The organism is Thermorhabdus hydrogeniformans (assembly GCF_049310025.1).
In the GTDB taxonomy this organism is placed as follows: domain Bacteria; phylum Bacillota; class Thermosediminibacteria; order Thermosediminibacterales; family Tepidanaerobacteraceae; genus JBJYKD01.
Genome location: NZ_JBJYKD010000001.1, coordinates 12031 through 35107, shown reverse-complemented (window position 1 = coordinate 35107; position 23077 = coordinate 12031). Strand labels below are relative to the sequence as shown.

Genomic DNA, 23077 nt, shown 5'->3' with positions numbered 1-23077 from the left:
TAGAGCAGCTGTCATATAGAGCTATTATATTACATATCAAAATATATTTAAATATTAAATATTAGAAAAGGCTAACACCGGTTTTAAGAATTAGACATAATCCCCAAAGCTCGGGAATAAGTTTTTAAATGTAAATCACCTGGGTGGAGGGGAAAAGATATGGAGCACTACGGCACCGATCCCGGAAGGGGCTTATCCAGCCGGGAAATACCGCTTAAGAAAAGGCTGTTTGGAGACAACCAGGTACAGGATGTCAGGAGAATTTCGCCGCTCAAAATATTCATAGGCCAGTTCAATGATTTTATCACCCTTGTACTTCTAAGCGCCACTCTGATTTCCGCATATCTCGGCGAGGTGGCGGACGCCGTTGCCATTACCGCCATAGTGATAATCAACGGCATATTGGGATTTTTCCAGGAATACAGGACCGAAAAGTCCCTGGAGGCGTTGAAAGAACTGGCGGCACCCACCGCAAAGGTCCTGCGGGACGGTGATATTAAGGTGATCCCCGCCAGGGATGTGGTCCCCGGCGACATAGTCATTTTCGAAGGCGGAGACCGGGTGCCTGCCGACGGAGAGCTGGTGGAGGCGGAAGGATTGACTATAGATGAATCGATTCTCACGGGGGAATCGCTACCCGTGGAAAAATCCACCCAACCCGGCGACGGCGGGGACATGAAGATTCACCGGAGGAATCTGGCATTTATGGGCACCCTGGTGGTTTCGGGGCGGGGCAAGATGCTGGTCACGGGTATCGGGATGGATACCGAAATGGGCAGGATAGCGGGTATGATGGGAAAGATAGAAGAAGAACAGACGCCGCTGCAAAGACGTCTGGACATTCTGGGTAAGCAGCTGGTACTGGTATGCATTGCAATCTGCGTCATGGTGGCCTTGCTGGGGGTGCTGCGGGGGGAAAAAATCTACGACATGTTTTTATTTGGAGTAAGTCTGGCGGTGGCGGCAATACCCGAGGGTTTACCGGCAATAGTTACGGTGGTCCTTACCCTGGGAGTACAGCGGATGGTGAGGAAAAATGTGATTGTAAGGAAATTGCCCGCCGTGGAGACCCTCGGCTGCGCCACCGTTATTTGCAGTGACAAGACCGGCACCCTTACGGAAAACAAAATGAGTGTAAGAAAAATATACGTCGGCGGCGAAACTTTGATGGTGACCGGCACAGGTTACAGGCCCGACGGCGATTTTATTACAGCCGACGGCAGGCTTTTTAAAACCCCTCCGCCGGCGGTAAGGCGGCTGATGGAAATAGGAGTTTCCTGCAATAATGCGCGGGTGAGCAGGGAAAAAGGGGGGCTGTTTGGAGCGTTCACAGGCCAGAAAGAAATCATACCTCAGGGAGATCCAACCGAACTGGCAATTTTAATTGCGGGCTTGAAGGGCGGTGTGGAAAAAGAAATTGTAGACAGAAATTTCCAGAGAATAAAGGAATTGCCATTCGACTCCGACCGGAAGCGAATGTCGGTCGTGGTAAAATCAGGGAAGGGTGAACTGCTGCTTTTTACCAAGGGCGCCCCCGACATAATTCTTTCCCTTTGCACCCGCATAGAGGAGTCAGGGCAGATACGGGAGCTCACAAAAAAAGATCAAGCCAGAATTCTGGCCGTAAATGAGGAGATGGGCCGCGAAGCTCTCCGGGTGCTGGCTTTTGCTTACAGGAAAATTTCCGTATCCGAAATGGAGGAAAAAGACCCTGAGAAAGACCTGATTTTCCTTGGGATGATGGGGATGATCGACCCACCCAGGCCCGAGGCTAAAGAAGCCATCCAGAAATGTTTTTCTTCCGGCATAAAACCGGTAATGATTACCGGCGACCACAGGGCTACGGCCTGGGCCGTCGCCAGGGAATTAAAGATGATCAGCCGGAACAGCAAAATCCTCACGGGCCGGGAACTGGACAATATGAGCGAAACGGAATTTTTAAAATGCGTGGAAGATGTGGCCGTGTATGCCAGGGTTACGCCCAGGCATAAGCTAAAAATCGTAAGAGCCCTGAAAAAGAAAGGACATGTGGTGGCCATGACGGGAGACGGAGTAAATGACGCGCCCGCCGTAAAAGAGGCCGATATAGGCGTATCCATGGGCATAAGCGGCACGGACGTAACCAAGGAAGCCTCGGCCATGATCCTGATGGACGATAATTTTGCCAGCATTGTGGCGGCGGTGGAAGAAGGAAGAATTATTTACGACAACATACGCAAATTTATTCGTTACCTGCTGTCCTGCAACGTGGGGGAGGTGCTCACCATGATATGGACCTGTGCCCTCGGATTGCCGCTTCCTCTGCTCCCCATCCAGATATTGTGGATGAACCTGGTGACCGACGGTCTTCCGGCCATGGCCCTGGGGGTAGACCCTCCGGAAAAGGACGTGATGAACCGGAAGCCGCGCGGTAAAAGTGAAAATGTGTTTTCCGGTGGCCTTGGCGGAAAGATAATTTCCAGGGGGTTTTTCATAAGCATAGCCACCGTGGCGGCCTTCATACTGGCAAACATGTACAGTAAGGGCAACCTCATGGTATCAAGGACGGCGGCTTTCTGCACACTGGTCCTGGCGCAGCTCATTTTTGTATTCGAGTGCCGCACCGAAAGAAAAGGCGCGTGGGAACAGAATCCCTTTTCCAACATATACCTTACCCTGGCCGTTTTATGCTCGACGGGTCTTCTCGTCATGGTGGTGCATGTGCCTTTTTTTCAGCCCGTATTTCAGACCACCCCTCTTGACAGGAATATGTGGATGATGGTGCTGGCGCTGGCGGGTCTGAGCGCGGTCATTTAATTTAAAAAAGCATTTTTATCTTTTGTATAACTTTCCCGGAAGGAATTTTCAATAGTTTGTGGAATTAATAAATTACATAACGGGCCGGGGAGGGGCGTTTATAAATGATTAAAAATCTGGAATTTGGCATCAACCTTTATACCGATGGGGAAAAGTTTTTTGACATGCTCAAAGCCTTTATCAGGGACTCAAGGCAAGCCCAGTGGCCCCACGAAAGGGAAAGGGCGGCCTTCGCCGAGGAACTGTTTAAAAAAGCTCTGGATATCTTTGAAGAAGGTGTTAAATCTGCGGAAACCCGGGTTGAAGAAGGCTTTCATACCGAACAGGATTTGCGGCTCGTAAATGAAATGCGGGCAAAATGCGAGTACTGGAAAAACAAATTTAAAGAAGTGTCGGGCGATAAAGCTGATTGCTGCTGCGGACATTAAATTCGCGCTTGGAGTGGGGTGTGTTAATATGAAAGCGGTGGTTGGAGACATAACCAAAGCCGAGGCCGACGTGATAGTAAATGCGGCCAACGGCATTGGACCCATGGGCGACGGGGTGGCGTACGCCATAAAAAAAGCAGGCGGGAAAATCATAGAAGATGAGGCAATTAAAGTGTGCAGGGAGACGGACCCACAACCGGGGGACGTATATGTCACGACGGCGGGCAAGCTCAAAGCAAAGTATGTATTTCATGCCGTCACCATGAAATACCCGGCGGAGCCCTCCAGCGTAGAAGTAGTGAAGAAATGCCTCGTATCCCTGCTGAATAAAGCCCGGCAGATGAGCGTCAAATCCATGGTCATTCCGGCGCTGGCGACAGGAGTGGGCGGGGTCCCCAAAAAGGATGTGGCCGCGGCATTTAAGGAGATCATGGGGGAAGTTAAGGATATCGACATTACCGTCATGGATATTAACGAGGATTTCATTGAATTGTGCAAAGGGTAGAAATCATAAAAAAACAGGTGTTTTAATAAGCCCAAAACCATGAGGCCACCGTCGGGTGGCCGTATTTTTGTCCGTGCGTTTCCTGAAAAATAGTTTACTTGATTTTGGGAGGCCAATTTATTTATAATATAGTGGTGAAATTTGATACCAGAAATATCGGAGGACTTTACAGTGGAACTTATTAAATTGAGAGGTCATACTTACTATATACACAGTGCCACCAATGTAGGCGTGTACAGATACAGGAACGGTTTTTGCACACTTATAGACAGCGGTATCGACAACACGGCCGGAAAGCATCTCCTGGAAGTGCTGGAAGCTGAGAAGTTAAAGGTGAAATACATCGTAAACACCCACGCGCACCCGGACCATTTCGGGGCGGATGATTATATAAGACAAAACCATACCGGTACCCGCATAGCCGCATCGAAGAGAGAAAAACTTTTTATGGAAAACAATTCCTTTGAGGGAATGGTTTTTTATGGGGCAAGCCCTATCCCCGGTCTCTCGGCCAAATTCGTAAAAGCCCGGGAGACCTTCGTGGACATAGAGCTTGCAGAGGGCCCTGTGGAACTGGGAGATAAAAAGTTTGAAATAGTGCCTTTGAAAGGGCATACCCTCGACCAGATAGGGGTTGCTACCGAAGACAATGTGCTCTTTTGCGGAGACGCTTTTTTCAGCGAAGAAAAGATGGCAAAATATCCCCTGCCTTTTATATTCGATGTAAGCGAACACCTCAAAACCCTGGAATACCTGCTCACGACGGATTACGATTATTACGTTATATCTCACAGCGAAAAGCCGTTGCAAGACCCGGCGGCACTCATCCGGAAAAACATCGATAACATCCAGGACAACATAAATTTGATGCTGGAGTATTTATCCCAGCCGCTGACCCGGGAGGATCTGGCCGAACTTATAATTAAAAAATACATGATACCCATGAATGTGCCCCAGTATTTTATAACTCTGACCTCGGTCAGCGCTTTTTTGACCTATCTTTTGGAGAAAAACTCCATAACCATGGATATCATAGACGGGAAAATGTACTTTTACGTTTGAGTTTTTGGGAGAGATAGAACATGATCACAAAAAGAGAAGACATAAGAAACATTGCGATTATAGCCCACGTGGATCACGGCAAGACCACGCTGGTGGACGGAATGCTGAAACAAAGCGGCATTTTCCGGCAAAATCAAAGGGTGGAAGAACGAATACTGGACTTTAACGACCTGGAAAGGGAACGGGGAATCACCATTCTCGCCAAAAATACCGCTGTGACCTACAACGGCATTAAAATAAACATCGTGGATACCCCGGGACACGCGGATTTCGGCGGCGAAGTGGAGCGCGTGTTGAAAATGGTGGATGGGGTGCTTTTGCTTGTGGACGCCTTTGAAGGCCCCATGCCCCAGACCCGTTTTGTCCTTAAAAAGGCCCTGGCCCTGGGGCTGCCGGCCATAGTCGTTATAAACAAGATAGACCGGCCTGACGCCCGCGTAAATCAGGTGCTGGACGAGGTACTGGAACTGTTTATCGAACTCGGAGCCGACGATTCCCAGATAGATTTTCCTGTGGTTTACGCCTCGGCTAAAGAGGGTATTGCAAAGCTGTCAATGGAAGAGGCCGGAGAAAATTTGAAACCGTTATTTGACACCATTGTGAACCATATTCCGGCGCCTGCAGGGGATCGGGAGGCCCCGGTGCAGGTGCTTGTCACCACCCTGGATTACGACGATTATGTAGGGAGGATCGCCATAGGCCGGGTGTTCAGGGGAACCATTGTGGCGGGCAGGGAGTACGCCATATGCAGGAAAGACGGTGGCATCAGCAGGACGAAAATCAGCAATCTTTTTCAGTTTTTGGGTCTGAAAAGAGAGAGTGTGCAGGCGGCTACGGTAGGAGATATTGTGGCGGTGACGGGCATCGACGACATAGAGATAGGGGAAACCATAGTGGACCCGGATAGCCCCGAGCCCGTGCCATATGTGGATATAGACGAGCCCACCCTTTCCATGATTTTCAGCGTAAACAACAGCCCCTTTGCGGGGCAGGAAGGGGAATATGTAACTTCAAGGCATTTAAGAGAGAGGCTTTTTAAAGAGGCGAAGACCAATATAAGCCTGCGGGTAGAGGAGACAGACAGCCCGGATAGCTTCAAGGTTTCCGGCCGGGGTGAGTTGCACCTTTCTGTGCTGATCGAGACCATGCGGCGGGAAGGGTATGAATTTCAGGTATCAAAACCCATGGTCATAATAAAAGAGATAGACGGCAGGAAAATGGAACCCGTGGAGTCGGTGGTGATAGATATCCCCGAGGAGTATCTGGGCGTAGTTATGGAGAAAGTGGGAGTTCGCAGAGGACAGTTAATAAATATGGAGAATCTGGGAAACGGGTCTATGAGATTAGAGTTTCAAATCCCCACCAGGGGGCTTCTTGGTTATCGCTCGGAATTCATGACAGATACTAAAGGAGAAGGTATTATTTATTCTGTTTTTGCAGGTTATACACCCTATAAAGGTGAAATCCCCGCCCGCAGCCGGGGAGCCCTGGTGGCCTTCGAGAGCGGTGAAGCCACGACTTATGGTTTATATAATGCCCAGGAAAGGGGCACGATATTTATAGGACCGGGCGTCAGGGTATATGAGGGCATGATAGTGGGCGAAAATTCTCGGTCCGGCGACCTGGATATCAATGTTTGCAAAAAAAAGCATGTTACCAACATGCGTTCTTCAACCGCTGAAGAAGCCCTAAGGCTTACTCCGCCTAAAGAAATGACACTGGAAAAATGCCTGGAATTTATCGAAGAAGACGAACTGGTAGAGGTGACTCCAAAGAGCATACGCATGCGCAAAGCCATGCTTTCCCGCCAGGAGAGGCAGAAGGCGAGGGCCAGAGGCTAACGTTTAATGCATTTACGCAGTGGTGCCCCAATTTTTGATAAATTAAAAAATCGGTGGATTCATAAAAGAATGGTTTTCAGGCAGGCCTTCACTTAAGTGAGGGCCCTTTTTTAGACCCGTGTATTAGATTTTTTTTAAGAAAGCCGGTTTAGATTTTTAAAGATCACAATCCGTAAATACAGAACCGAAAGCGAGTTATTTTTAACTAAAAGGAAATAATAAACTTAAATAAATGAGCTTTCGGGAGGAATTTTAATGGGCAAAAAAAGGCTGCCGAAGAAAAAAGTCGATATAAACGAACTGATACCTCAGATGCAAAAAATGAGGTTTAAAGGCGACCTGGTGGACGACGAAAGACCCGAAAACTATGAATTGTCCGGAGAATTTACCAGAAAAAACCCTTTAAAGACCCCTCCCAATAATTTAACCGCAAAGAATAAAGAGACCCGGGAGAAAGACTAATTGGCGGAGGTATATTATGCTTGATTCTATCCGTGAGACCAGGGCCGTCAGAGACGGTTTGCACAATATCATGCTGGAGATACCCGAAGAGATATATAAGACGTTTTATGACAATATCAGCGAAGCCAATGCCCTCGATATATTGAAGCAGTATCTCAATTACCACCAGGATGACGCGGTGCCCAAAGACGTAAAAATACGGCACAACAGCAATGCCCATACCGTAAACATATACGCAAATTTGCACTATCTCGGCAACGACAAAACCCGGCCCAGATATTATGCCGACGATGTCATCGACGGTGGTTAAGATGTATATAATAACGGTCAGTGTTTAAAAATTTATACATTCCTTTGGAGATACCGGCACCCCAGTCCCGCTTTTTAAAGCCATTTTCAAAAGTGAAGATTGGCACAAGAATTGCAATATTTATTTAGGCAAACAAATAAAAATCAAGAAGAGGTTTTAAAAAGGGGGAAGTTCAATGGCTAAAGTAACTTTCAGCGCCAGAGTAGACTGGAAAGGCGGTCTTGTGGCGGAGGGCGATGCCAGAGGATTCAGGGTCAGAGTAGACGAACCCAAAAGCCTGGGTGGTACCGATACGGCTATGAATCCGGTGGAAATGCTTTTGTGTTCGCTGGGCGGCTGCATGAGCATAGTGGCCAGCTCTTTTGCTCCCATGTGCGGCGTAGAGTTAAAAGGTTTTTCGGTGGAACTGGAGGGAGACCTTGACCCCGACGGTTTCATGGGCAAGAACCCCAATGTCCGGAAGGGTTTTTCGGACATCAGGTATAAGATGCACATCGTTTCCGACTCGCCCGAAGATAAAATTAAAAAACTGTATGAGATCATAGAAAATCGCTGCCCCGTCAGGGACACTTTGCAAGGGGTGCCGGTTTTGGGCACGTATGTGATCGAAAAATAAAATTGCAAATTGAACAAAAAGAAGCCGTCCTGGAGGACGGCTTTCTTCGCTATTTTGCTTCGGGGCCCGCCATGATGTAATGGATCTTAAGTTGAAATCATATTCTTTGCAGATAAAAATAACCAGACATAGGCTGATTCCGGCGTGTGGCCGGGAATTAATAATATTGAACTATAGCCTTGGGGGTTATATAATTGTTGTAGCAAAATGTTTAGAAGTGAGGAAATTATGGGTAACAGGGAAAAACTTTCACTGGTTGCGGATATGTCAAATCCCGATAAGCTTCTCATGCTGCTCCTCTCAAAAAAGGGAGAGTATATATCGGGAGAGGAAATAAGCGAAAGATTCGGCGTCACGCGTACGGCCATCTGGAAGCACATTAACCTCTTGAGGCAAATGGGGTATAAAATTGAGTCATCTACCCGCCTCGGTTACCGGCTGGTTCGGTCCCCAGACCTGCTCCTGCCGGAAGAAGTGTGGGCCAGAGTGAAGCTTTCTTTTTTGGGCAGGAGGATTTATTATTTTACAACTGTCGGCTCCACCAATGATGAAGCCAGGAAACTGGCCCTGGAGGGCGCCGTTCACGGGACTCTGTTGCTTGCCGAGGAACAGGTGGGCGGGAAGGGGCGCATGGGCAGGGCGTGGGTTTCCCCCAGAGGTGCCGGCATATGGCTTTCGATGATATTGAGACCTGATCTCGTGCCCTATGAAGCTCCAAAACTCACGATGCTGACGGCGGTGGCTGTGGCGGAAACCATAAAAGGCGGGACCGGCCTTGATGCGGCCATAAAGTGGCCCAACGATGTCATGATAAACGGTAAAAAGGTATGCGGAATTCTCACGGAAATTAGCGCAGAAATGGATGCAGTAAATTATGTGGTCATAGGGATAGGCATAAATGTGAATAACGACGATTTCCCCGGGGAGCTTAAAGACAGGGCCACTTCTCTGAAGCTGGAAAAGAAAGAAGCAGCCAGTCGCATAGAGGTGTTGACCGGTTTTCTCGAAAGCTTTGAAAATTACTACTTTACAGCCATGAACCAGGGTTTTAAAAATATTTTTGAGAAGTGGAGGAGCCTGTGCTGCAATCTGGCGAGGCCTGTAAAAATAATACGGAAAAACGATAGTTTTGACGGCATAGCCCTGGATATAGACGATGAAGGGGCTTTGATGGTTAAAAGAAACGATGGTGAAATTGTAAGGGTTTTAAGCGGCGACGTGTCGCTCCGGTGAATAAAAGACCTCCTGTCGGTCAAAAATAAAGCAGGAGGTGGTTGTTTTGGAAGAAAGGGAAAAGCGGATTGAAGAGATAATTGACTTTGTGAGCCGCCACAAGAATTCCCACGCAAGCCGCGTGGTTTGCGCCCGAATTTTAGGTGACAAGTTCATGGGAATAGATGATGAAGCCCTGGATGAATTGAGGTCGAGGCTACCGAGAGCCGACAATGACGAATTGGAGGCGTGCTACTACATTATAAAATGACGGGGAAATTTTTAAAAGTTTTCCTTATAAAAAAGCTTTCCTTAAAATAATAGAAATTAAGGAAGGCTTTAATTTTATTTTCAATGCGCCAGACGGAAGGGAATATCACTAAATTATGATAAAAAACACCCGGAGGCAGTATGAATATTAAGCTTGTTGTATACGGGTTAAAACTTATTAAAAATTTCTTGAAGAACGTATTCCCGCTGGTAGACGTGGAACTCAAAATTTATCTCGAAATGGCGAAGAAGATACCCGACGACATGCTGGCCCGGCAGGCCGAGGCCAGCATAAAGACAAAGAAGTTTCACTGCCAGGGCGGCGGTATTTATGCGCTATATCCCGGTGTTAGTGTGAAGGAAATGGTTCACTTTATAGCATCATATCAGACCATCAGCGATTATCTTGATAATCTGTGCGACAGGGCGGAAGTTGTGGATGAAAGAGCATTCAGGCAGCTTCACACGGCTATGACCGATGCGTTGGTGCCCAACGACATTTTTAATAACTATTACCGGTATTATCCCTACAAAGATGACGGCGGATACTTAAATTTCCTTGTAACGGAATGCAAAAAATATACAGCCAAACTGCCTTCGTATGAAGCGGTAAGAGAAAAGGTATTGTTTCTTGCAGGACTCTACTCCGATTTGCAGGTCTACAAGCATCTTTCTCCTGACATCAGAGAAAGTAAAATGCAGCGGTGGTTTAACAGTTATCTGAAGCATTTCCCCGGGATAAGCGGGTGGGAGTTTTCCGCAGCCGCAGGCTCCACGCTGGGAATTTTTTTGCTTGTGGCGGCGGCCGGGAGTGAATATCTGAGTGATAAAGAAGTGGAACGGATTTTCAGTTCATACTTTCCGTGGGTGTGCGGCCTTCATATCCTCCTGGATTATTACATCGATTTATATGAGGATAACAGGGAAGGGGACTTAAATTTCGTGAACTACTATAAAGACTCCGGTGAATGCGAAGAAAGGCTGCGATTTTTTTTGGAAAAGGCACTGGAAAGTTCGCGGGCGCTGAAATATCCTCTCTTTCACCGCACCGTCGTGGAGGGACTCATGGCTCTGTACCTTTCCGACCAGAAAGCAGGGCTCTATGAGCACAAAGAAATTACAGCACGGCTTTTAGATAAATCCGGGTCTTTTACGAGGTTATTGCACATGATCTGCCGGGGGCTGAGAAAAAAAGCGCGACTGTAAATAATTAATGTGTTCTTTTTATAACCTCATCCGAAAGGGCCAGCAGGATATCCTTATATACCGAATCGGGTATTGGCTCTATAACTTCTTTTGCTTTATTGACAAAAAATACGGCCATATTATAGGCCTTTGTCAAAGAGCCCGATTTATGCAGCTCTTGGATTATTTCATCTTTTGCGCCGGCGATTAAATTTTTGTCGCACAGAACGTCAAGGTATTTTATGCTGTATCGTTCTTCTTGCAAAAGGTAGATGAAAGGAAGGGTAATGTTGCCTTCTTCAATGTCGTGAGCCACCGGCTTGCCCATTTCTTTTTTGTCGCCCGTAACATCCAGTATGTCGTCCATTATCTGAAAAGCATAGCCCACATACCTGCCGAATAAGCCCAACAGCTCTACGTCCGTTTCCGGCGCTCCGCCGCTTTCCGCGCCGGCCTTGCAGCAGGCGGATATCAAGGAAGCGGTTTTTCTGTTAATTTTGTCAAAATATTCCTTTTCCGAGACATTTGTATTAAAAAGGTCATTGGCCTGGATTATTTCTCCCGTGCACATATCCTGAATGGCCTTAACCAGGTACTCCATGCTTTTGATAAGATTTTTTTTGGAGAGTATTTCAAAAGCCCTGGCGAATAAAAAATCCCCGGCCAGGACTGCGGTATGATTCCCGCATATGAAATTAATTGTGTACTTGTTTCTCCGGTAGTGGGCCCTGTCGATTATGTCATCGTGGATAAGAGAAGCGGTGTGGATTAATTCCGCTGCAACCGCGGAGTATAACATATTTTCATTTGCGTGAGAAAAACACAGACCTGAAAGGAGCACCAGTTTCGGACGCAGTCTTTTGCCGGAACAAAATAAATCCGTCAGCAGCTGGCGTATGAGATCCTCGCTTTCCCCAATGATGCGAATTAGCTCATATTCTACACTTTTCATTTCTGCGGCTATTTGGGGAATTTCTTCAAACGCTGGATTGATGACCAAGTTCTTAGTGCTAAGGGCCTGGTGCATTAAATCATCTCCTGTAAAGAACTCTGTAAAGATATTTTGTGTCTTGAAGAACTTTTTATGCTATAAGAATAAAAAAACGCCATCTTTCCAATGGCGGTGAAGAAAGGAGGGTGAAAATCATCTAGGATAATTTTGCTCCGCAATATGGACAATAATTAAACCCGGGATTTACGTAATTGCCGCACCCTGGACAGGTATTGCCGGATGCGCCTATTTTTTCTAATCTGCTGGTATCCAGAGTAGCTCCCTTTTTAAGTTCTTCCACATAATTACCTTCAACGGCATAGACACTGCCGCAGCACCTGAAACGTATGAAATACCTCCTGTTCCACTTAAAAAGCGGGATGAAAAAGAAATGAAAATAAGTGTACAACTCCACAAGCTCCGCCCTGGACAGCCTGCCGCATCCTGGACATATGATGCTTTCGTATTCCCTGATTAATTTGTCTTTATCCTGTACCCCGAAAATGCCTATGAAAAACATGGTTCTCCTCCCGTATAAAATTTCACAGCTCCACTTAATTTTAATTATAGTAAATTATCGCGGCTGATTAAAGATTGTTTTAGCATCGGTTAAATTATGAATTTTTTAAAAAAATTAAGAACCAAATTGCGCTCGCGTTATTGCTTACAATGAGAAGGAAAGATAATAAAAATATAGAATTTAATTAATGAAATTATAAAAAAAGATAAAAATAACTGAAGGTTATATCATAGACCTGCACTTTGACCGTCTCCAATGAATTTCCCGAGAAATATAAAACTGGTAGAGGAGTTTGTATTTGACTCATGAAAGGTGTAAGAACACAGGCCTTACCGTTGCGCCTCAAAAACCGGCACAGGGAGGAAATTTATCAAAATGGATTACAAATTCCTTTTTGAATCAATGCTAACACATTTAAAGCAGGGCATTTTGGTTGTGGATACAAAAGCAAATGTTATATTTTTCAATGAACCCGTAACTCAAATTGCGGGAATAAACCCCGAAGAAGCCATAGGCAAAAACATCCTGGAGATATTTCCCGATTTGACGCCGGAGACGAGCACCTTTTATTACGTCCTGCGGCACGGGAAACCTTTAGTTGATTACGTTCAGACTTATATAAATTTCCGCGGCGAGCAGGTTACCATTTTAACTTCTACCATGCCGCTTATAAAGGGAGGAAAAATAATCGGGGCCTTTGAATTATACAGGGATTTATCCACCGTGAAAGAACTGTCGGAAAAAATTGTTTCGCTGCAGAAAGAATTGTATAAAAAGGCATCCTGTGAGAAAGCCCATAATGATAATAAAGCCGTATACACTTTTGATGACATAATCGGAAAGAGCCCGGTCATAAAAGAATTAATTTCCAGGGCAAGAAAGATCGCCGATAGTTCATCTCCGGTTCTGATTTACGGGGAGACGGGAACCGGCAAGGAACTGTTCGTCCACGCCATCCACAACGCGAGTACTTCAAGAAGGGATAAACCGTTTATCGCCCAGAACTGTGCCGCTCTTCCAAAGACGCTGCTGGAGGGAATTCTTTTCGGGACTACCGCCGGAAGCTTTACCGGGGCTAAAGACAGGCCGGGCCTTTTCGAACTGGCAAACGGAGGTACACTCTTTCTGGATGAAATAAATTCGATGGATATAGAACTCCAGGCGAAACTCCTGAGGGTTCTTCAGGACGGCGTCATAAGGAGGATAGGAGGGGTAAAGACGACTGTTGTCGACGTGAGAGTGATTGCCTCCACCAACGAACACCCCCTGAAAGCCGTCGAAAGAAAACTTCTGAGAGAAGATTTATACTACAGGTTAAACGTGATATCTTTGACAATTCCTCCCCTCAGGGAAAGAAAAGAAGATATACCCGTATTGACGGAACATTTTATAAACCTTTACAACAGGCAATTAAACAAAAATGTAAGGGGCGTCTCTCCGGAAGTGATGAACTTATTTATGAACTACTGCTGGCCCGGGAATGTAAGGGAATTAAAATCAACTATTGAAAGCGTTATGAATTTTATAGAAGGCGACATCATAGAAGTAAAAGATTTGCCGAAAACAATAAACTATTTTCTGCCTCAAGAAGAGGTTAATCCTCTTCAGTTTGATGCCAACTCAAATTTCCCGCCGCTGAACGAGGCGGTTGACAATTTTGAAAAAAACTTAATCCAGAAAGCCATAAACAAAGCAAATGGAAATTATGCCGAGGCTGCCAGGTTATTAAAAGTGCCGAGACAGACGCTGCACAATAAAATAAGAAAATACGGCATAAACAAAAAATTTATAATAGAGTAGAGTAATAGCGCCCTCTTCTGGGTGCTTTTAATGTATAAAAAACATTATGCAAGTATGGCATAAACTTGGCTATCTGATTCTCGGTGAAATTCCAAGCAAAAATTCAATAATTGGCGTGCTGGTTATGTTCGCCGGGCTATTTATGGTTTTAATAGAAAAGAGAAGAGATAAAGTAGTGGAAGCAGAATAAAGGCTTCCGTTTTTATAGTTAAGGGGAATTATTTTGATTATTTAAATATGAACATACAAATTTTAACAATTAACGATTTATAATGATTTTTTAATTTATTAAATGGAGCTTGTATTTATAAAAAGACAATGTCTTTAATTTAATCGCTAGATGTCTTGATAATAGGACAAATATTCTCGAAATTATTAAATCGTGAGAAAAAATAGCGCTAAATAATGCTCTTTTTTTGGCATACTCTTTGCTTAAATTTGCTTAAACAATAGAAGTATTATTAGCCCCACCTATCTGGTTATCCACAAGGTCTACAGTTGCTTGGATACTTTTTAAAAAGATTTAAGCTCTTCCTGAATTACAAAAATGACGCGAATACTTGATGGTATAGCCAGATTAACGGAATCAGCCATAGATATAAGCGATATGAAGAACTTGTAGCTTTTTGCAGCGATCTCAACAAGGACTCAACAAGAACCTTTTAGCTTGTTCTTAGCTTTGGGTTCTCTGATAACTTCCAAACTTAAAGTATATGGGAGGTTTTGTGATGTTAAGGTTTGAAAGAATGATTACTGCTGTGGATACTCACACAGGAGGAGAACCAACGCGCACCATAATAGGCGGTTTGCCTCGCATACCAGGGAAAACAGTTAGCGAGAAGATGGTGTACATGCGAGATCATATGGATTGGATGCGTACCATGCTCATGTATGAACCGAGGGGTCATAGTGTTATGTCGGGGGCTATTATAACAGAGCCTAGCGATCCCAATGCGGATGTAGGTGTTATTTATATTGAGACAGGCGGATATCTACCAATGTGCGGGCATGATACGATAGGCTGTTGTACTGCACTTATTGAGATGGGAGTGATTTCAGCATCAGAACCTATAACTACAATCACCTTAGAAACACCAGCGGGCCTTGTTACGGCAAAAGCAACTGTTGAAAACGGGATTGTGAGGTCAGTCACGTTTAGGAATATTCCTTCGTTCCTGTATATGGCAGATGTGAAAATTCAAGTGCCAGAGTTGGGCAATGTTACCTTAGACATTGCATATGGGGGTAATTTTTATGCAATAGTAGATGCTGAAAAAATCGAAGTAAATATCACGCCTGAAAATGCAAGGGAGATCATACGAGTGGGTAGATTGATTAAGGACGCAGTAAATAGTCAGTACACTATTCAGCATCCAGAAAGGCCTTATATACAGGGTTTAACACATGTTGAATTTTCTGGACCTCCTACTCATAAGGAAGCACACGCAAAAAATACGGTATTAATTACACATGATGCTTTGGATCGTTCACCTTGTGGAACTGGTACATCTGCAAAACTTGCTGTTCTATATGCGAAGGGAAAGATTTTACTTAACCAGGAATTTGTACATGAAAGCATTATAGGGAGTCTGTTTAGGGCAAAAGTTGTTGAAGAATGCGAAGTAGCTGGTTACAAGGCGGTAGTACCGGAAATTACTGGAAGTGCTTATATAACAGGTATCCACCAGTTTGTAGTTGACCCTGACGATCCATTGAAGATGGGATTCCTAATTTCAAGCTAATGGGAACATTAATTCGAGACCTTATTTGCTGGTGAATCATATGGGAAGAGGGTAATATAGATTGTATGGCCAATAAGGTGAAGGGGGTGAGGATGGAGGTAAATGATCTGTATTCATTAAGGCAAAAGGGTGAAAAACCAATAAGGGAGGTGAAAATTATACTCTTGGTTCTTTTAGGTAAAAACAATTGAAAAAGGTAAAGTTAATAAAAGGGAGGGTTAAATAGAAGATGACATCACTTCAAACATTGGTAATTATTATGACTACAATTTATCTTGGAATCTGTATATGGGTGGGGTATAAAACTCGTACTGAAATTAAAGATGCTTATGATTATTTCTTAGCAGGTAAAACAGTAACTTTTTGGTTCCTGTTTTTTACAACTTGGGCCTCCTTTAGTGGTGCTGGTAATTTTGTCGGTTACGCTGGTAGGGCTGCGATGCATGGAATTTCCGCTTATTGGGTGTATCTTGGTGAGGTGGTATTAGGTTATAACACGGTCGCGTTCCTTCTTGCACCTCATCTTGCTAAATTTAATTATGTAACTATGGCTCACTATCTTTCAGACTACCTTGCCGGCGGGGACTTATTTGTAAGAAGGATAGCAGGGGCTGCCACTCTTTTGCCAAATGTATGCTGGGTGGGCGGCCAAATAATGGCATTATCGTACCTCTATAGCGTGGTGTTTGATATTAATCCAAAAATAATTATGGTGATAGTTGGCGCTGTTGTTATCTATTATACTATTAGCGGCGGGTTTAAAGCAGTTGTGCAGACGGACTTTTTCCAGGGAATTATGCAACTTGCACTTGCTGTCTTCATAATCACTTATATTGTGAAGGTAACCGGCCTGAATGTTTCATGGATCAGTAAGCAACTTGTAGCACAGGATCCAAAACTGTGGCAGTGGACGCCGGAAGGTATTTTACCTCATTTATCCGGATTTCTAGTTGGATTTTTTGGGGGACTTTCAAATCCTCCCATGTGGAATAGAGCTTTTGCTTCCAAGGATATTCAGACTGTAAAAGCATATAAAATCGCTATGGTTATAACCGCTATGGCTGTATTCTTCACGTTATTTATGGGATTATATGTACGAGCCGTAAATCCCCAAGTCGGAGATAAAGCTACCTTCTGGTTTGTATTTAACCATACACCGATGTTTGTGCAGGCTTTAGCAATGGTTTGTGTCATGGCTGCTTGTATGTCTACTGCAGATACACACCTCAATAATGGAGGAGCTAATATAATGTGCGATATCGTTGATCCCTATGGTAGAATAGAGACAAAGAAGCAGGTAAAATATTCTAGAATAGTAACTACAATAGCTGGTCTCTTTTCAATAGGTGCTGCTCTTACTTTCCCATCCATTCTTGATCTTGGCATGTTTGGATACGCGATATGTGGCGGTGTATTAATTCCTTACTTCATTATTGCCTATCTTTATAAGGATAAGAATTCTAAAGAGTTCAGGTCAGGCTTGTCTGTAACTGCAAGTCGTGCGGGTCTTGCTGCAGGAGCGGTAGTAGCAGTACTATTCGAGGGGGTACCTTCACTCAATAAATTGTTAGGAGGCGGAATTATCCCGGCAATTGTGGTAACAACGCTTGTCCTGCTGCTCGTCAACTTGTTTACCACTTCAACAGCATCAACGATACCTAATTTGGACCATAGTAGTTGATAGTTTCCATCTATTGAGAGGTTTGCTCTGACGCAAGATAAGGAATTAAAAACGGGTTGAAGGGGTATGGGAAAATAATTTGTCCCGGCACGGCATGAATTTAGCTGCGGTTGAGTGGTATTAGGATGAAGGAATGCAAAATTACTCAAAGAAAAGGTGGCCCTCTTCCCTCTACATTTAATCAATTAAGTAAATCCGGAAAGAGGAGGGTCACCCACGGCTATTGCACTGAAACGTTTAGCGGTAGTCTCCATTAACGGTAGTTTTGATCTCAAAACTTCATAAATATATATTTACCACCTTTTACGTTTGAATAATACAAATATGTTAAAAGGTGGTATTTTTTATCTCAACATTAGTCACTATTGCTTAACACATTAGGACAACATTTACGGTTTCATCCCATTCCATTCATCTCTGGATGTATCAGAAAAATCTAATTTAGATATACTAAAAAAAATAAAAAAATTATAGTAAAAAAGAAGGAAAAATTATTTTTATGTCGAAATATACTAATCACAGTAAAAATTAGAAAAACAAAATCAATCATACATTTACAGCTATACTAAGTATTTATGGTATTTTAGTAGAACTAAAATGAAATATGACTAAAAAGTACATTTTTAAGATAATGGAAAATAGTATAGCATGTCTTCAAAGGTTCCATAACACTAACTTGGTAAGGGAGGGAAACTTATAAAAAAAGATATAGGCCAAAAGATTAAAGAATTACGCATTTCACATGGTTTAACTTTAAAAGAATTAAGCGAGAAATCAGACCTTTCAATCAGTTTTTTATCTCAGGTAGAAAGAGGAATAGCGTCGATAGCTGTAACATCCCTTGAAAAAATTGCGAAAGTTTTTGAAGTAGATTTATCATATTTTTTCACTCCACCAAAAAAACATGAGTCACTTATTATAAGAAGTTATGAACAAGAAGTTTTTTCTGTAGAAGAATCAAGAATTTACCATAGATTAGCAAGCGATCTAAATGGCAAAGTTCTGGAGCCGATGTTAATAAGCATTTTGCCGACTCAAAGTCGAGAGGCAGTAACACCGTATTCTCATAAAGGTGAAGAATTTGTCTATGTGTTGGAAGGCATTTTAACAGTTTTTGTTGGAAATGAGGAATATCAATTAAATCCGGGAGATAGTATACATATGTCATCTGCGATACCTCATGAATGGGCTAATTTCACAAATAAGTTGGTCAAAGTACTATGTGTAAGCAGTCCGCCAATTTTTAAGCAAAAATAAACCGTTTTTTAATTATAAGAAAAAACATATATTCGAAAAATAGTAACAATGTTGCAAGAGGTTTATTAGCTTGAAAAATAACACAAAACGAAAGTAAAACAGGGCGTACTAAACTAAGACCTACTCAAGACCTAAAAAAAAGTAAAATTTAAGATTTAGTTTAAGCCACAGAAATATCAGCAGCTTTTATTACACCATTAGAAACGAGAAGTTTTATTGCCTGCTTAATAGCCTTCTCCTTCTGCTTTTCTAGCATTTCTTATGGCATATTAATTTTATTGTGACCCAATACTTTCCGGTGGATTCACTGCACATATCATAGCAGTTGTTATCAATTAGCCACTGTTTAAATTTGAGGATGGAATTGTTGAAGGTTGAAAATCTCTTTTTAGAGTAATGGGGGTAATCCCTTCTGAAGTAATGAGTGTGGCAACGAGAAAAGTCTAAAGGACATAGACACCGCAATAGATAGGAAAAACAACTTTCATTGCACGACCTCCTTTGCTACGTTGGTAGCTGAGGAGATATCTTCTCATGAAAGTAATTTATAGTAAAAAGAGTGAAAGCTGCACACCATTTTTTTTCATTACCATACTATTTGTGCCGCCAGCGGTAGCGGCGGAATGGAGGGTTAAAATGATAAAACGCATAGAAAGCTTACTGGATATCTTGGAAAAGGAGAAACTGGATGGTTTGCTGTTGATAAAAGAACCAAATATACGATATATAAGCGGTTTTACTGGCTCTGAATCTTATACAGTAGTTTCTTCAAAGGGCAGGGCTTTTATAACTGATTCCAGGTACACCGAACAGGCGGAACAGGAATGCCATGATTTTGAAGTAGTCAGGTGGCGCTCACCGTTTCCAGAGCTTCAAGATGTGATTAAAGAAGTTTGTGAAAAATACGGAATTAAGAGACTGGGCTTTGAAAAAGATGCGGTTACAATTGACCTTTACGAAAAATTTAAAAAAGCCCTTAGCAATATTGAGTTTGTGCCGACCCTAGGTCTAGTAGAAGGCCTAAGGTATGTAAAAGACTCTGGTGAAATAGAATGCATAAAAAAGGCAGCTCAAATCGCAGATGCGGCATTTGAGGAACTGCTAAAATCCGTTAAACCTGGGATAACGGAAAAGGACATCGAATTGGAACTGCAATACCTCATTAAGAAAAAGGGAGCATCGGACATAGGCTTTCCAATAATTGTAGCATCTGGAGCAAGGGGATCTCTGCCCCATGCTATACCTTCTGAGAAAAAAATTGAATTTGGTGATTTTGTGACAGTGGATTTCGGCGCACTGTATAACGGCTACCGTTCAGATTGTACCAGAACCTTTGGTGTCGGCAGATTAGATGAAAAGCAAAAAGAAATTTACAATATTGTTAAAAATGCCCAGCATGTGGGTGTTGAAAGTCTTAAACCCGGTATCAGTGGGAAAGACCCTGACAAAAATGCAAGAAGTATTATTGAAAAAGCAGGTTATGGAGAAAATTTTGGCCATGGTTTGGGCCATGGAGTAGGCCTTGAAATACACGAGCAACCTTTCATGTCGTCTAATTGTGATAAAACCATATTAGCTGGCAATGTAATTACGGTAGAACCAGGGATTTACATACCAGGATGGGGAGGTGTTAGGATCGAGGATTCGGTACTTGTAACTGAAAATGGGCCTGAAATCCTTACAAAGACCTCAAAAGAATTGATAATAATTTGAAAGAGGGGGCTGGCGTTTTATGAAAAGAAAATTATTCTCATTTATTGCACTGCTTGTGGTGGTCTTCATGACCGTTTCAGTTGTGGCTGGTTGCGGGCAGAAACAAAGTTCTAGTGGCCAGCAGAGCTCCGGCGCGAATAACGCTTCAGAAAACAAGAAAGTGTTGACTTTTTCGCTGACTGCAGAAGTTCCAAGTCTTGACCAGCAGCTGGCAAACTCTCAGCCGTCTTTCGATGTGGGTAAACACATCTTTGAAGGTTTGATAAGAGTGCATGATGGCAAGATTAAACCCGGCATGGCTGAGTCTTGGGAAATATCACCAGATGGACTGACATATACATTCCACTTGAGAGATGCCAAATGGAGTGATGGCTCACCGGTAACAGCTCAGGATTTTGAGTATGGAATAAAAAGATTATTAGACCCGAATTTGGCTTCCGCTTACGCATTTGCAGGGTATAACATATTAAATGGTAAAGAATACAATTTAAAGCAAATTACTGACCCCGGTAAAATAGGCGTTAAGGCCATTGATGAGAAAACTCTGGAAATAAAACTAAATGCTCCTACAAAATACTTCCTCAGTTATTTAGATCTGATGTGCTTCTATCCCGTTAAAAAAGAAGTCGTAGAAAAATACGGCAGTGCTTATGCCACTGAAGCTGATAAGATGCTTTATAATGGTCCGTTCATTTTGAAAGAATGGAAGCATGAGCAAGAAATGGTATTGGAAAAAAACCCTAATTATTGGGATAAAGATTCCATAAAGCTCGACGAGATAAGAATCTTGCAGGTAGGGGACCCCAATACTGCCCTGAGCATGTATGAAAACGGGGAACTAGATTTTGTGGATATTCCCATGGCTATGGTTGAAAAATACAAACAGGAAGGCACAGCAAAGGTTTATCTAAGCGGTGCTGATGATTGGATTAAGATCAATTTGAATCTGCCTGACAAACCTTGGCTGGCTAACAAAAATTTCAGAAAAGCTTTAAACTATGCTATAGACCGTGAGGATTATCTGAAAACGGCAACAAAAGGCCTGTATCTCCCTGCTACAAGACTTGTACTTCCTGTAATTGCGGGGGTAAATGGATATTATGCTGATGAGTATCCCCTGGAGGCTTATCCTAAAAAAGCAGATCTGGCAAAAGCGAAAGAATATTTGCAAAAAGCTATGAAAGAGCTAAATATAAGCGATCCTTCACAAATTTCGGTGGAATACAAGATTCAGGATGATGAAACCAGCAAACTGATGGCAGAAGCTTTGCAGGATCAAATTACCAGAAATCTAGGTATAAAGTTCAATATTAAATTGGTGACTTACAAACAGAGATTAGCAGATGAACAAAAAGGAGATTTTGAACTGGTGTATGCAGGTTGGGCTCCGGACTATGACGATCCCATGACATATATGGAACTATGGGAGACCAACAACCCCCAGAATAGTGGCAAGTACAGTAATCCTAAATACGATGAATTGATTGAAAAAGCCAGAGTTGAAGTAGATCCTAAGAAGCGAGCTGAAATGTTCTACGAAGCTGAAAAGATATTACTGGATGACGCTCCGCTGGTACCACTGCAGTTCAGGCAACGAGCTTGGCTATGCAAGGACAACGTAAAGGGTATTGTTAGGAGTTTTGTAGGTGCCGATATTGATGCAGTCTATGCTACAAAAGATTAGAGAAATTGTTAGTAAACTTGAAGGTATATACCCTGAAGGTATATACCTTCAAGTTTAAAATAGGGGGAAGTGATAATGGTTAAATATGTTATAAATCGATTGATTATTTCATTTTTTACTGTCTTGGTCCTGGTCACTGTGGTGTTCGTTTTAGTCAGGTTGCTGCCTGGCGACCCTTTCACAAGCGAAAAGGTAATACCTGAGATAAGGCAAAATATGATGAGATATTACGGCTTTGACAAGCCTCTTCCGGTGCAGTATTTAATTTATATAAAAAATCTTTTGAAGGGCGATCTGGGGACATCTTTGAAATACAACAACAGGACCGTGAGGAGCATTATTGCAGAGACTTTTCCATATTCGGCGGATTTAGGCATTAGAGCAATTTTATTTGCAACTGTAATGGGAATATTTTTGGGTATAACTTCATCCTTGCACAGGGGCAGGTTTTTAGATTATTTTTGCATTATCATTGCGATAATAGGCGTTTCCGTTCCAGATTTTATTATGGGGTCACTCCTGCAGTACATCTTTGGGGTTAAATTTAAATTGCTGCCCGTTGCTCAGTGGAAGGGTTTCAGGTACACTATACTGCCGGTCTTTGCATTGAGTTTATATACTTTAGCATTGATAACTAGGATCATGCGCGCCAGCATGTTAGACGTTATGCATCAGGATTATATAATGACTGCGGAAGCAAAGGGGCTTTCAACGTTTCAGATAGTGTGGAGGCATCAAATACGAAATGCAATATTGCCGGTTGTAACTATTTTAGGCCCGATTACTGCTGCGGTTTTGACGGGTACTTTTGTGATTGAGTGGATATATGCCATACCTGGAATGGGAAAATTTTATGTGCTTGGAATTCAAAATCTTGATTATTCTATGATTTTGGGCATGACAGTTTTCTATGGTGTTTTTTTAATAGCAGCAAATTTCATTGTCGATATACTCTATGGCTTGATAGACCCGAGAATCAGGATTATAGGAAAGTAGGGGTGA

Annotated in this window: 20 protein-coding genes and 1 pseudogene; 18 read left to right on the top strand and 3 right to left on the bottom strand. The window is 43.1% G+C overall.

Annotated elements, in window-relative coordinates; genetic code table 11:
* Window positions 1-159: 159 nt before the first annotated feature.
* The 11 genes from ACKX14_RS00150 (at window position 160) to ACKX14_RS00100 (ending at window position 10708) form a co-directional block, all read left to right on the top strand.
* Entirely contained in the window at window positions 160-2796 is a 2637-nt protein-coding gene (locus ACKX14_RS00150; RefSeq protein ID WP_422443563.1) for a cation-translocating P-type ATPase, read from the top strand.
* Between the two features lie 104 nt (window positions 2797-2900).
* The gene (locus ACKX14_RS00145; RefSeq protein ID WP_422443562.1) at window positions 2901-3224 is read left to right on the top strand and encodes a hypothetical protein; all 324 of its coding nucleotides are present in this window, start codon (window positions 2901-2903) and stop codon (window positions 3222-3224) included.
* A gap of 28 nt (window positions 3225-3252) precedes the next feature.
* On the top strand, window positions 3253-3729 hold the full coding sequence (locus ACKX14_RS00140) for a macro domain-containing protein (protein ID WP_422443561.1): 477 nt from the start codon (window positions 3253-3255) through the stop codon (window positions 3727-3729).
* A gap of 171 nt (window positions 3730-3900) precedes the next feature.
* Entirely contained in the window at window positions 3901-4791 is an 891-nt protein-coding gene (locus ACKX14_RS00135; protein WP_422443560.1) for an MBL fold metallo-hydrolase, read from the top strand.
* A gap of 20 nt (window positions 4792-4811) precedes the next feature.
* Window positions 4812-6632, top strand: coding sequence for a translational GTPase TypA (gene typA / locus ACKX14_RS00130; protein ID WP_422443559.1), 1821 nt, complete (start codon window positions 4812-4814; stop codon window positions 6630-6632).
* 255 nt (window positions 6633-6887) lie between these two features.
* Window positions 6888-7094 carry a hypothetical protein gene (locus tag ACKX14_RS00125; protein ID WP_422443558.1) on the top strand — a complete coding sequence of 69 codons (207 nt, stop codon included), beginning with the start codon at window positions 6888-6890 and terminating at the stop codon, window positions 7092-7094.
* Window positions 7095-7110: 16 nt separating this feature from the next.
* Window positions 7111-7404 carry a hypothetical protein gene (locus ACKX14_RS00120; protein WP_422443557.1) on the top strand — a complete coding sequence of 98 codons (294 nt, stop codon included), beginning with the start codon at window positions 7111-7113 and terminating at the stop codon, window positions 7402-7404.
* A gap of 175 nt (window positions 7405-7579) precedes the next feature.
* Window positions 7580-8020, top strand: a complete 441-nt coding sequence (locus tag ACKX14_RS00115) for an OsmC family protein (RefSeq protein ID WP_422443556.1) — start codon at window positions 7580-7582, stop codon at window positions 8018-8020.
* A gap of 228 nt (window positions 8021-8248) precedes the next feature.
* Complete coding sequence (locus tag ACKX14_RS00110) at window positions 8249-9253, top strand: biotin--[acetyl-CoA-carboxylase] ligase (protein ID WP_422443555.1); 1005 nt, start codon at window positions 8249-8251, stop codon at window positions 9251-9253.
* Between the two features lie 46 nt (window positions 9254-9299).
* Complete coding sequence (locus ACKX14_RS00105; RefSeq protein ID WP_422443554.1) at window positions 9300-9503, top strand: hypothetical protein; 204 nt, start codon at window positions 9300-9302, stop codon at window positions 9501-9503.
* Between the two features lie 140 nt (window positions 9504-9643).
* On the top strand, window positions 9644-10708 hold the full coding sequence (locus ACKX14_RS00100) for a tetraprenyl-beta-curcumene synthase family protein (protein ID WP_422443553.1): 1065 nt from the start codon (window positions 9644-9646) through the stop codon (window positions 10706-10708).
* Window positions 10709-10712: 4 nt separating this feature from the next.
* Here ACKX14_RS00100 and ACKX14_RS00095 read toward each other — a convergent pair whose 3' ends face one another.
* Both ACKX14_RS00095 and ACKX14_RS00090 read right to left on the bottom strand, forming a co-directional pair.
* A complete protein-coding gene (locus ACKX14_RS00095) occupies window positions 10713-11714 on the bottom strand; it encodes a polyprenyl synthetase family protein (protein WP_422443552.1) in 1002 nt (333 codons plus the stop codon).
* A gap of 121 nt (window positions 11715-11835) precedes the next feature.
* Entirely contained in the window at window positions 11836-12198 is a 363-nt protein-coding gene (locus tag ACKX14_RS00090; RefSeq protein ID WP_422443551.1) for a zinc ribbon domain-containing protein, read from the bottom strand.
* 375 nt (window positions 12199-12573) lie between these two features.
* Here ACKX14_RS00090 and ACKX14_RS00085 point away from each other — a divergent pair, with 375 nt between their 5' ends.
* The 4 genes from ACKX14_RS00085 (at window position 12574) to ACKX14_RS00070 (ending at window position 18678) form a co-directional block, all read left to right on the top strand.
* Window positions 12574-13998, top strand: coding sequence for a sigma-54 interaction domain-containing protein (locus ACKX14_RS00085; RefSeq protein ID WP_422443550.1), 1425 nt, complete (start codon window positions 12574-12576; stop codon window positions 13996-13998).
* 728 nt (window positions 13999-14726) lie between these two features.
* Window positions 14727-15740, top strand: a complete 1014-nt coding sequence (locus ACKX14_RS00080) for a 4-hydroxyproline epimerase (RefSeq protein WP_422443549.1) — start codon at window positions 14727-14729, stop codon at window positions 15738-15740.
* 229 nt (window positions 15741-15969) lie between these two features.
* Window positions 15970-17421, top strand: a complete 1452-nt coding sequence (locus tag ACKX14_RS00075; protein ID WP_422443548.1) for a sodium:solute symporter family protein — start codon at window positions 15970-15972, stop codon at window positions 17419-17421.
* 696 nt (window positions 17422-18117) lie between these two features.
* On the top strand, window positions 18118-18678 hold the full coding sequence (locus ACKX14_RS00070; RefSeq protein WP_422443718.1) for a helix-turn-helix domain-containing protein: 561 nt from the start codon (window positions 18118-18120) through the stop codon (window positions 18676-18678).
* Window positions 18679-18954: 276 nt separating this feature from the next.
* Here the strand turns inward: ACKX14_RS00070 and ACKX14_RS00065 are convergent.
* Window positions 18955-19166, bottom strand: a pseudogene (locus tag ACKX14_RS00065) (IS110 family RNA-guided transposase); the annotation flags it as partial.
* A 148-nt stretch (window positions 19167-19314) separates the two neighbouring features.
* Between ACKX14_RS00065 and ACKX14_RS00060 the strand changes: the two are divergent.
* The 3 genes from ACKX14_RS00060 (at window position 19315) to ACKX14_RS00050 (ending at window position 23071) form a co-directional block, all read left to right on the top strand.
* Entirely contained in the window at window positions 19315-20391 is a 1077-nt protein-coding gene (locus ACKX14_RS00060; RefSeq protein ID WP_422443716.1) for a M24 family metallopeptidase, read from the top strand.
* A 19-nt stretch (window positions 20392-20410) separates the two neighbouring features.
* Window positions 20411-22075 (top strand): peptide ABC transporter substrate-binding protein, encoded by a 1665-nt coding sequence (locus ACKX14_RS00055; protein WP_422443547.1) that lies wholly within the window; start codon window positions 20411-20413, stop codon window positions 22073-22075.
* Between the two features lie 75 nt (window positions 22076-22150).
* Complete coding sequence (locus ACKX14_RS00050; RefSeq protein WP_422443546.1) at window positions 22151-23071, top strand: ABC transporter permease; 921 nt, start codon at window positions 22151-22153, stop codon at window positions 23069-23071.
* Window positions 23072-23077: the final 6 nt, after the last annotated feature.

What these genes read in the sequence shown, in the direction of transcription:
- ACKX14_RS00060 (WP_422443716.1), top strand. Translation starts at nt 19,315, where the DNA reads ATGATAAAACGCATAGAAAGCTTACTGGATATCTTGGAAAAGGAGAAA.
- ACKX14_RS00115 (WP_422443556.1), top strand. Translation starts at nt 7,580, where the DNA reads ATGGCTAAAGTAACTTTCAGCGCCAGAGTAGACTGGAAAGGCGGTCTT.
- ACKX14_RS00110 (WP_422443555.1), top strand. Translation starts at nt 8,249, where the DNA reads ATGGGTAACAGGGAAAAACTTTCACTGGTTGCGGATATGTCAAATCCC.
- ACKX14_RS00095 (WP_422443552.1), bottom strand. Translation starts at nt 11,714, where the DNA reads ATGCACCAGGCCCTTAGCACTAAGAACTTGGTCATCAATCCAGCGTTT.
- ACKX14_RS00150 (WP_422443563.1), top strand. Translation starts at nt 160, where the DNA reads ATGGAGCACTACGGCACCGATCCCGGAAGGGGCTTATCCAGCCGGGAA.
- ACKX14_RS00050 (WP_422443546.1), top strand. Translation starts at nt 22,151, where the DNA reads ATGGTTAAATATGTTATAAATCGATTGATTATTTCATTTTTTACTGTC.
- ACKX14_RS00080 (WP_422443549.1), top strand. Translation starts at nt 14,727, where the DNA reads ATGTTAAGGTTTGAAAGAATGATTACTGCTGTGGATACTCACACAGGA.
- ACKX14_RS00075 (WP_422443548.1), top strand. Translation starts at nt 15,970, where the DNA reads ATGACATCACTTCAAACATTGGTAATTATTATGACTACAATTTATCTT.
- ACKX14_RS00145 (WP_422443562.1), top strand. Translation starts at nt 2,901, where the DNA reads ATGATTAAAAATCTGGAATTTGGCATCAACCTTTATACCGATGGGGAA.
- ACKX14_RS00055 (WP_422443547.1), top strand. Translation starts at nt 20,411, where the DNA reads ATGAAAAGAAAATTATTCTCATTTATTGCACTGCTTGTGGTGGTCTTC.
- typA (WP_422443559.1), top strand. Translation starts at nt 4,812, where the DNA reads ATGATCACAAAAAGAGAAGACATAAGAAACATTGCGATTATAGCCCAC.
- ACKX14_RS00100 (WP_422443553.1), top strand. Translation starts at nt 9,644, where the DNA reads ATGAATATTAAGCTTGTTGTATACGGGTTAAAACTTATTAAAAATTTC.
- ACKX14_RS00120 (WP_422443557.1), top strand. Translation starts at nt 7,111, where the DNA reads ATGCTTGATTCTATCCGTGAGACCAGGGCCGTCAGAGACGGTTTGCAC.
- ACKX14_RS00085 (WP_422443550.1), top strand. Translation starts at nt 12,574, where the DNA reads ATGGATTACAAATTCCTTTTTGAATCAATGCTAACACATTTAAAGCAG.
- ACKX14_RS00140 (WP_422443561.1), top strand. Translation starts at nt 3,253, where the DNA reads ATGAAAGCGGTGGTTGGAGACATAACCAAAGCCGAGGCCGACGTGATA.
- ACKX14_RS00090 (WP_422443551.1), bottom strand. Translation starts at nt 12,198, where the DNA reads ATGTTTTTCATAGGCATTTTCGGGGTACAGGATAAAGACAAATTAATC.
- ACKX14_RS00125 (WP_422443558.1), top strand. Translation starts at nt 6,888, where the DNA reads ATGGGCAAAAAAAGGCTGCCGAAGAAAAAAGTCGATATAAACGAACTG.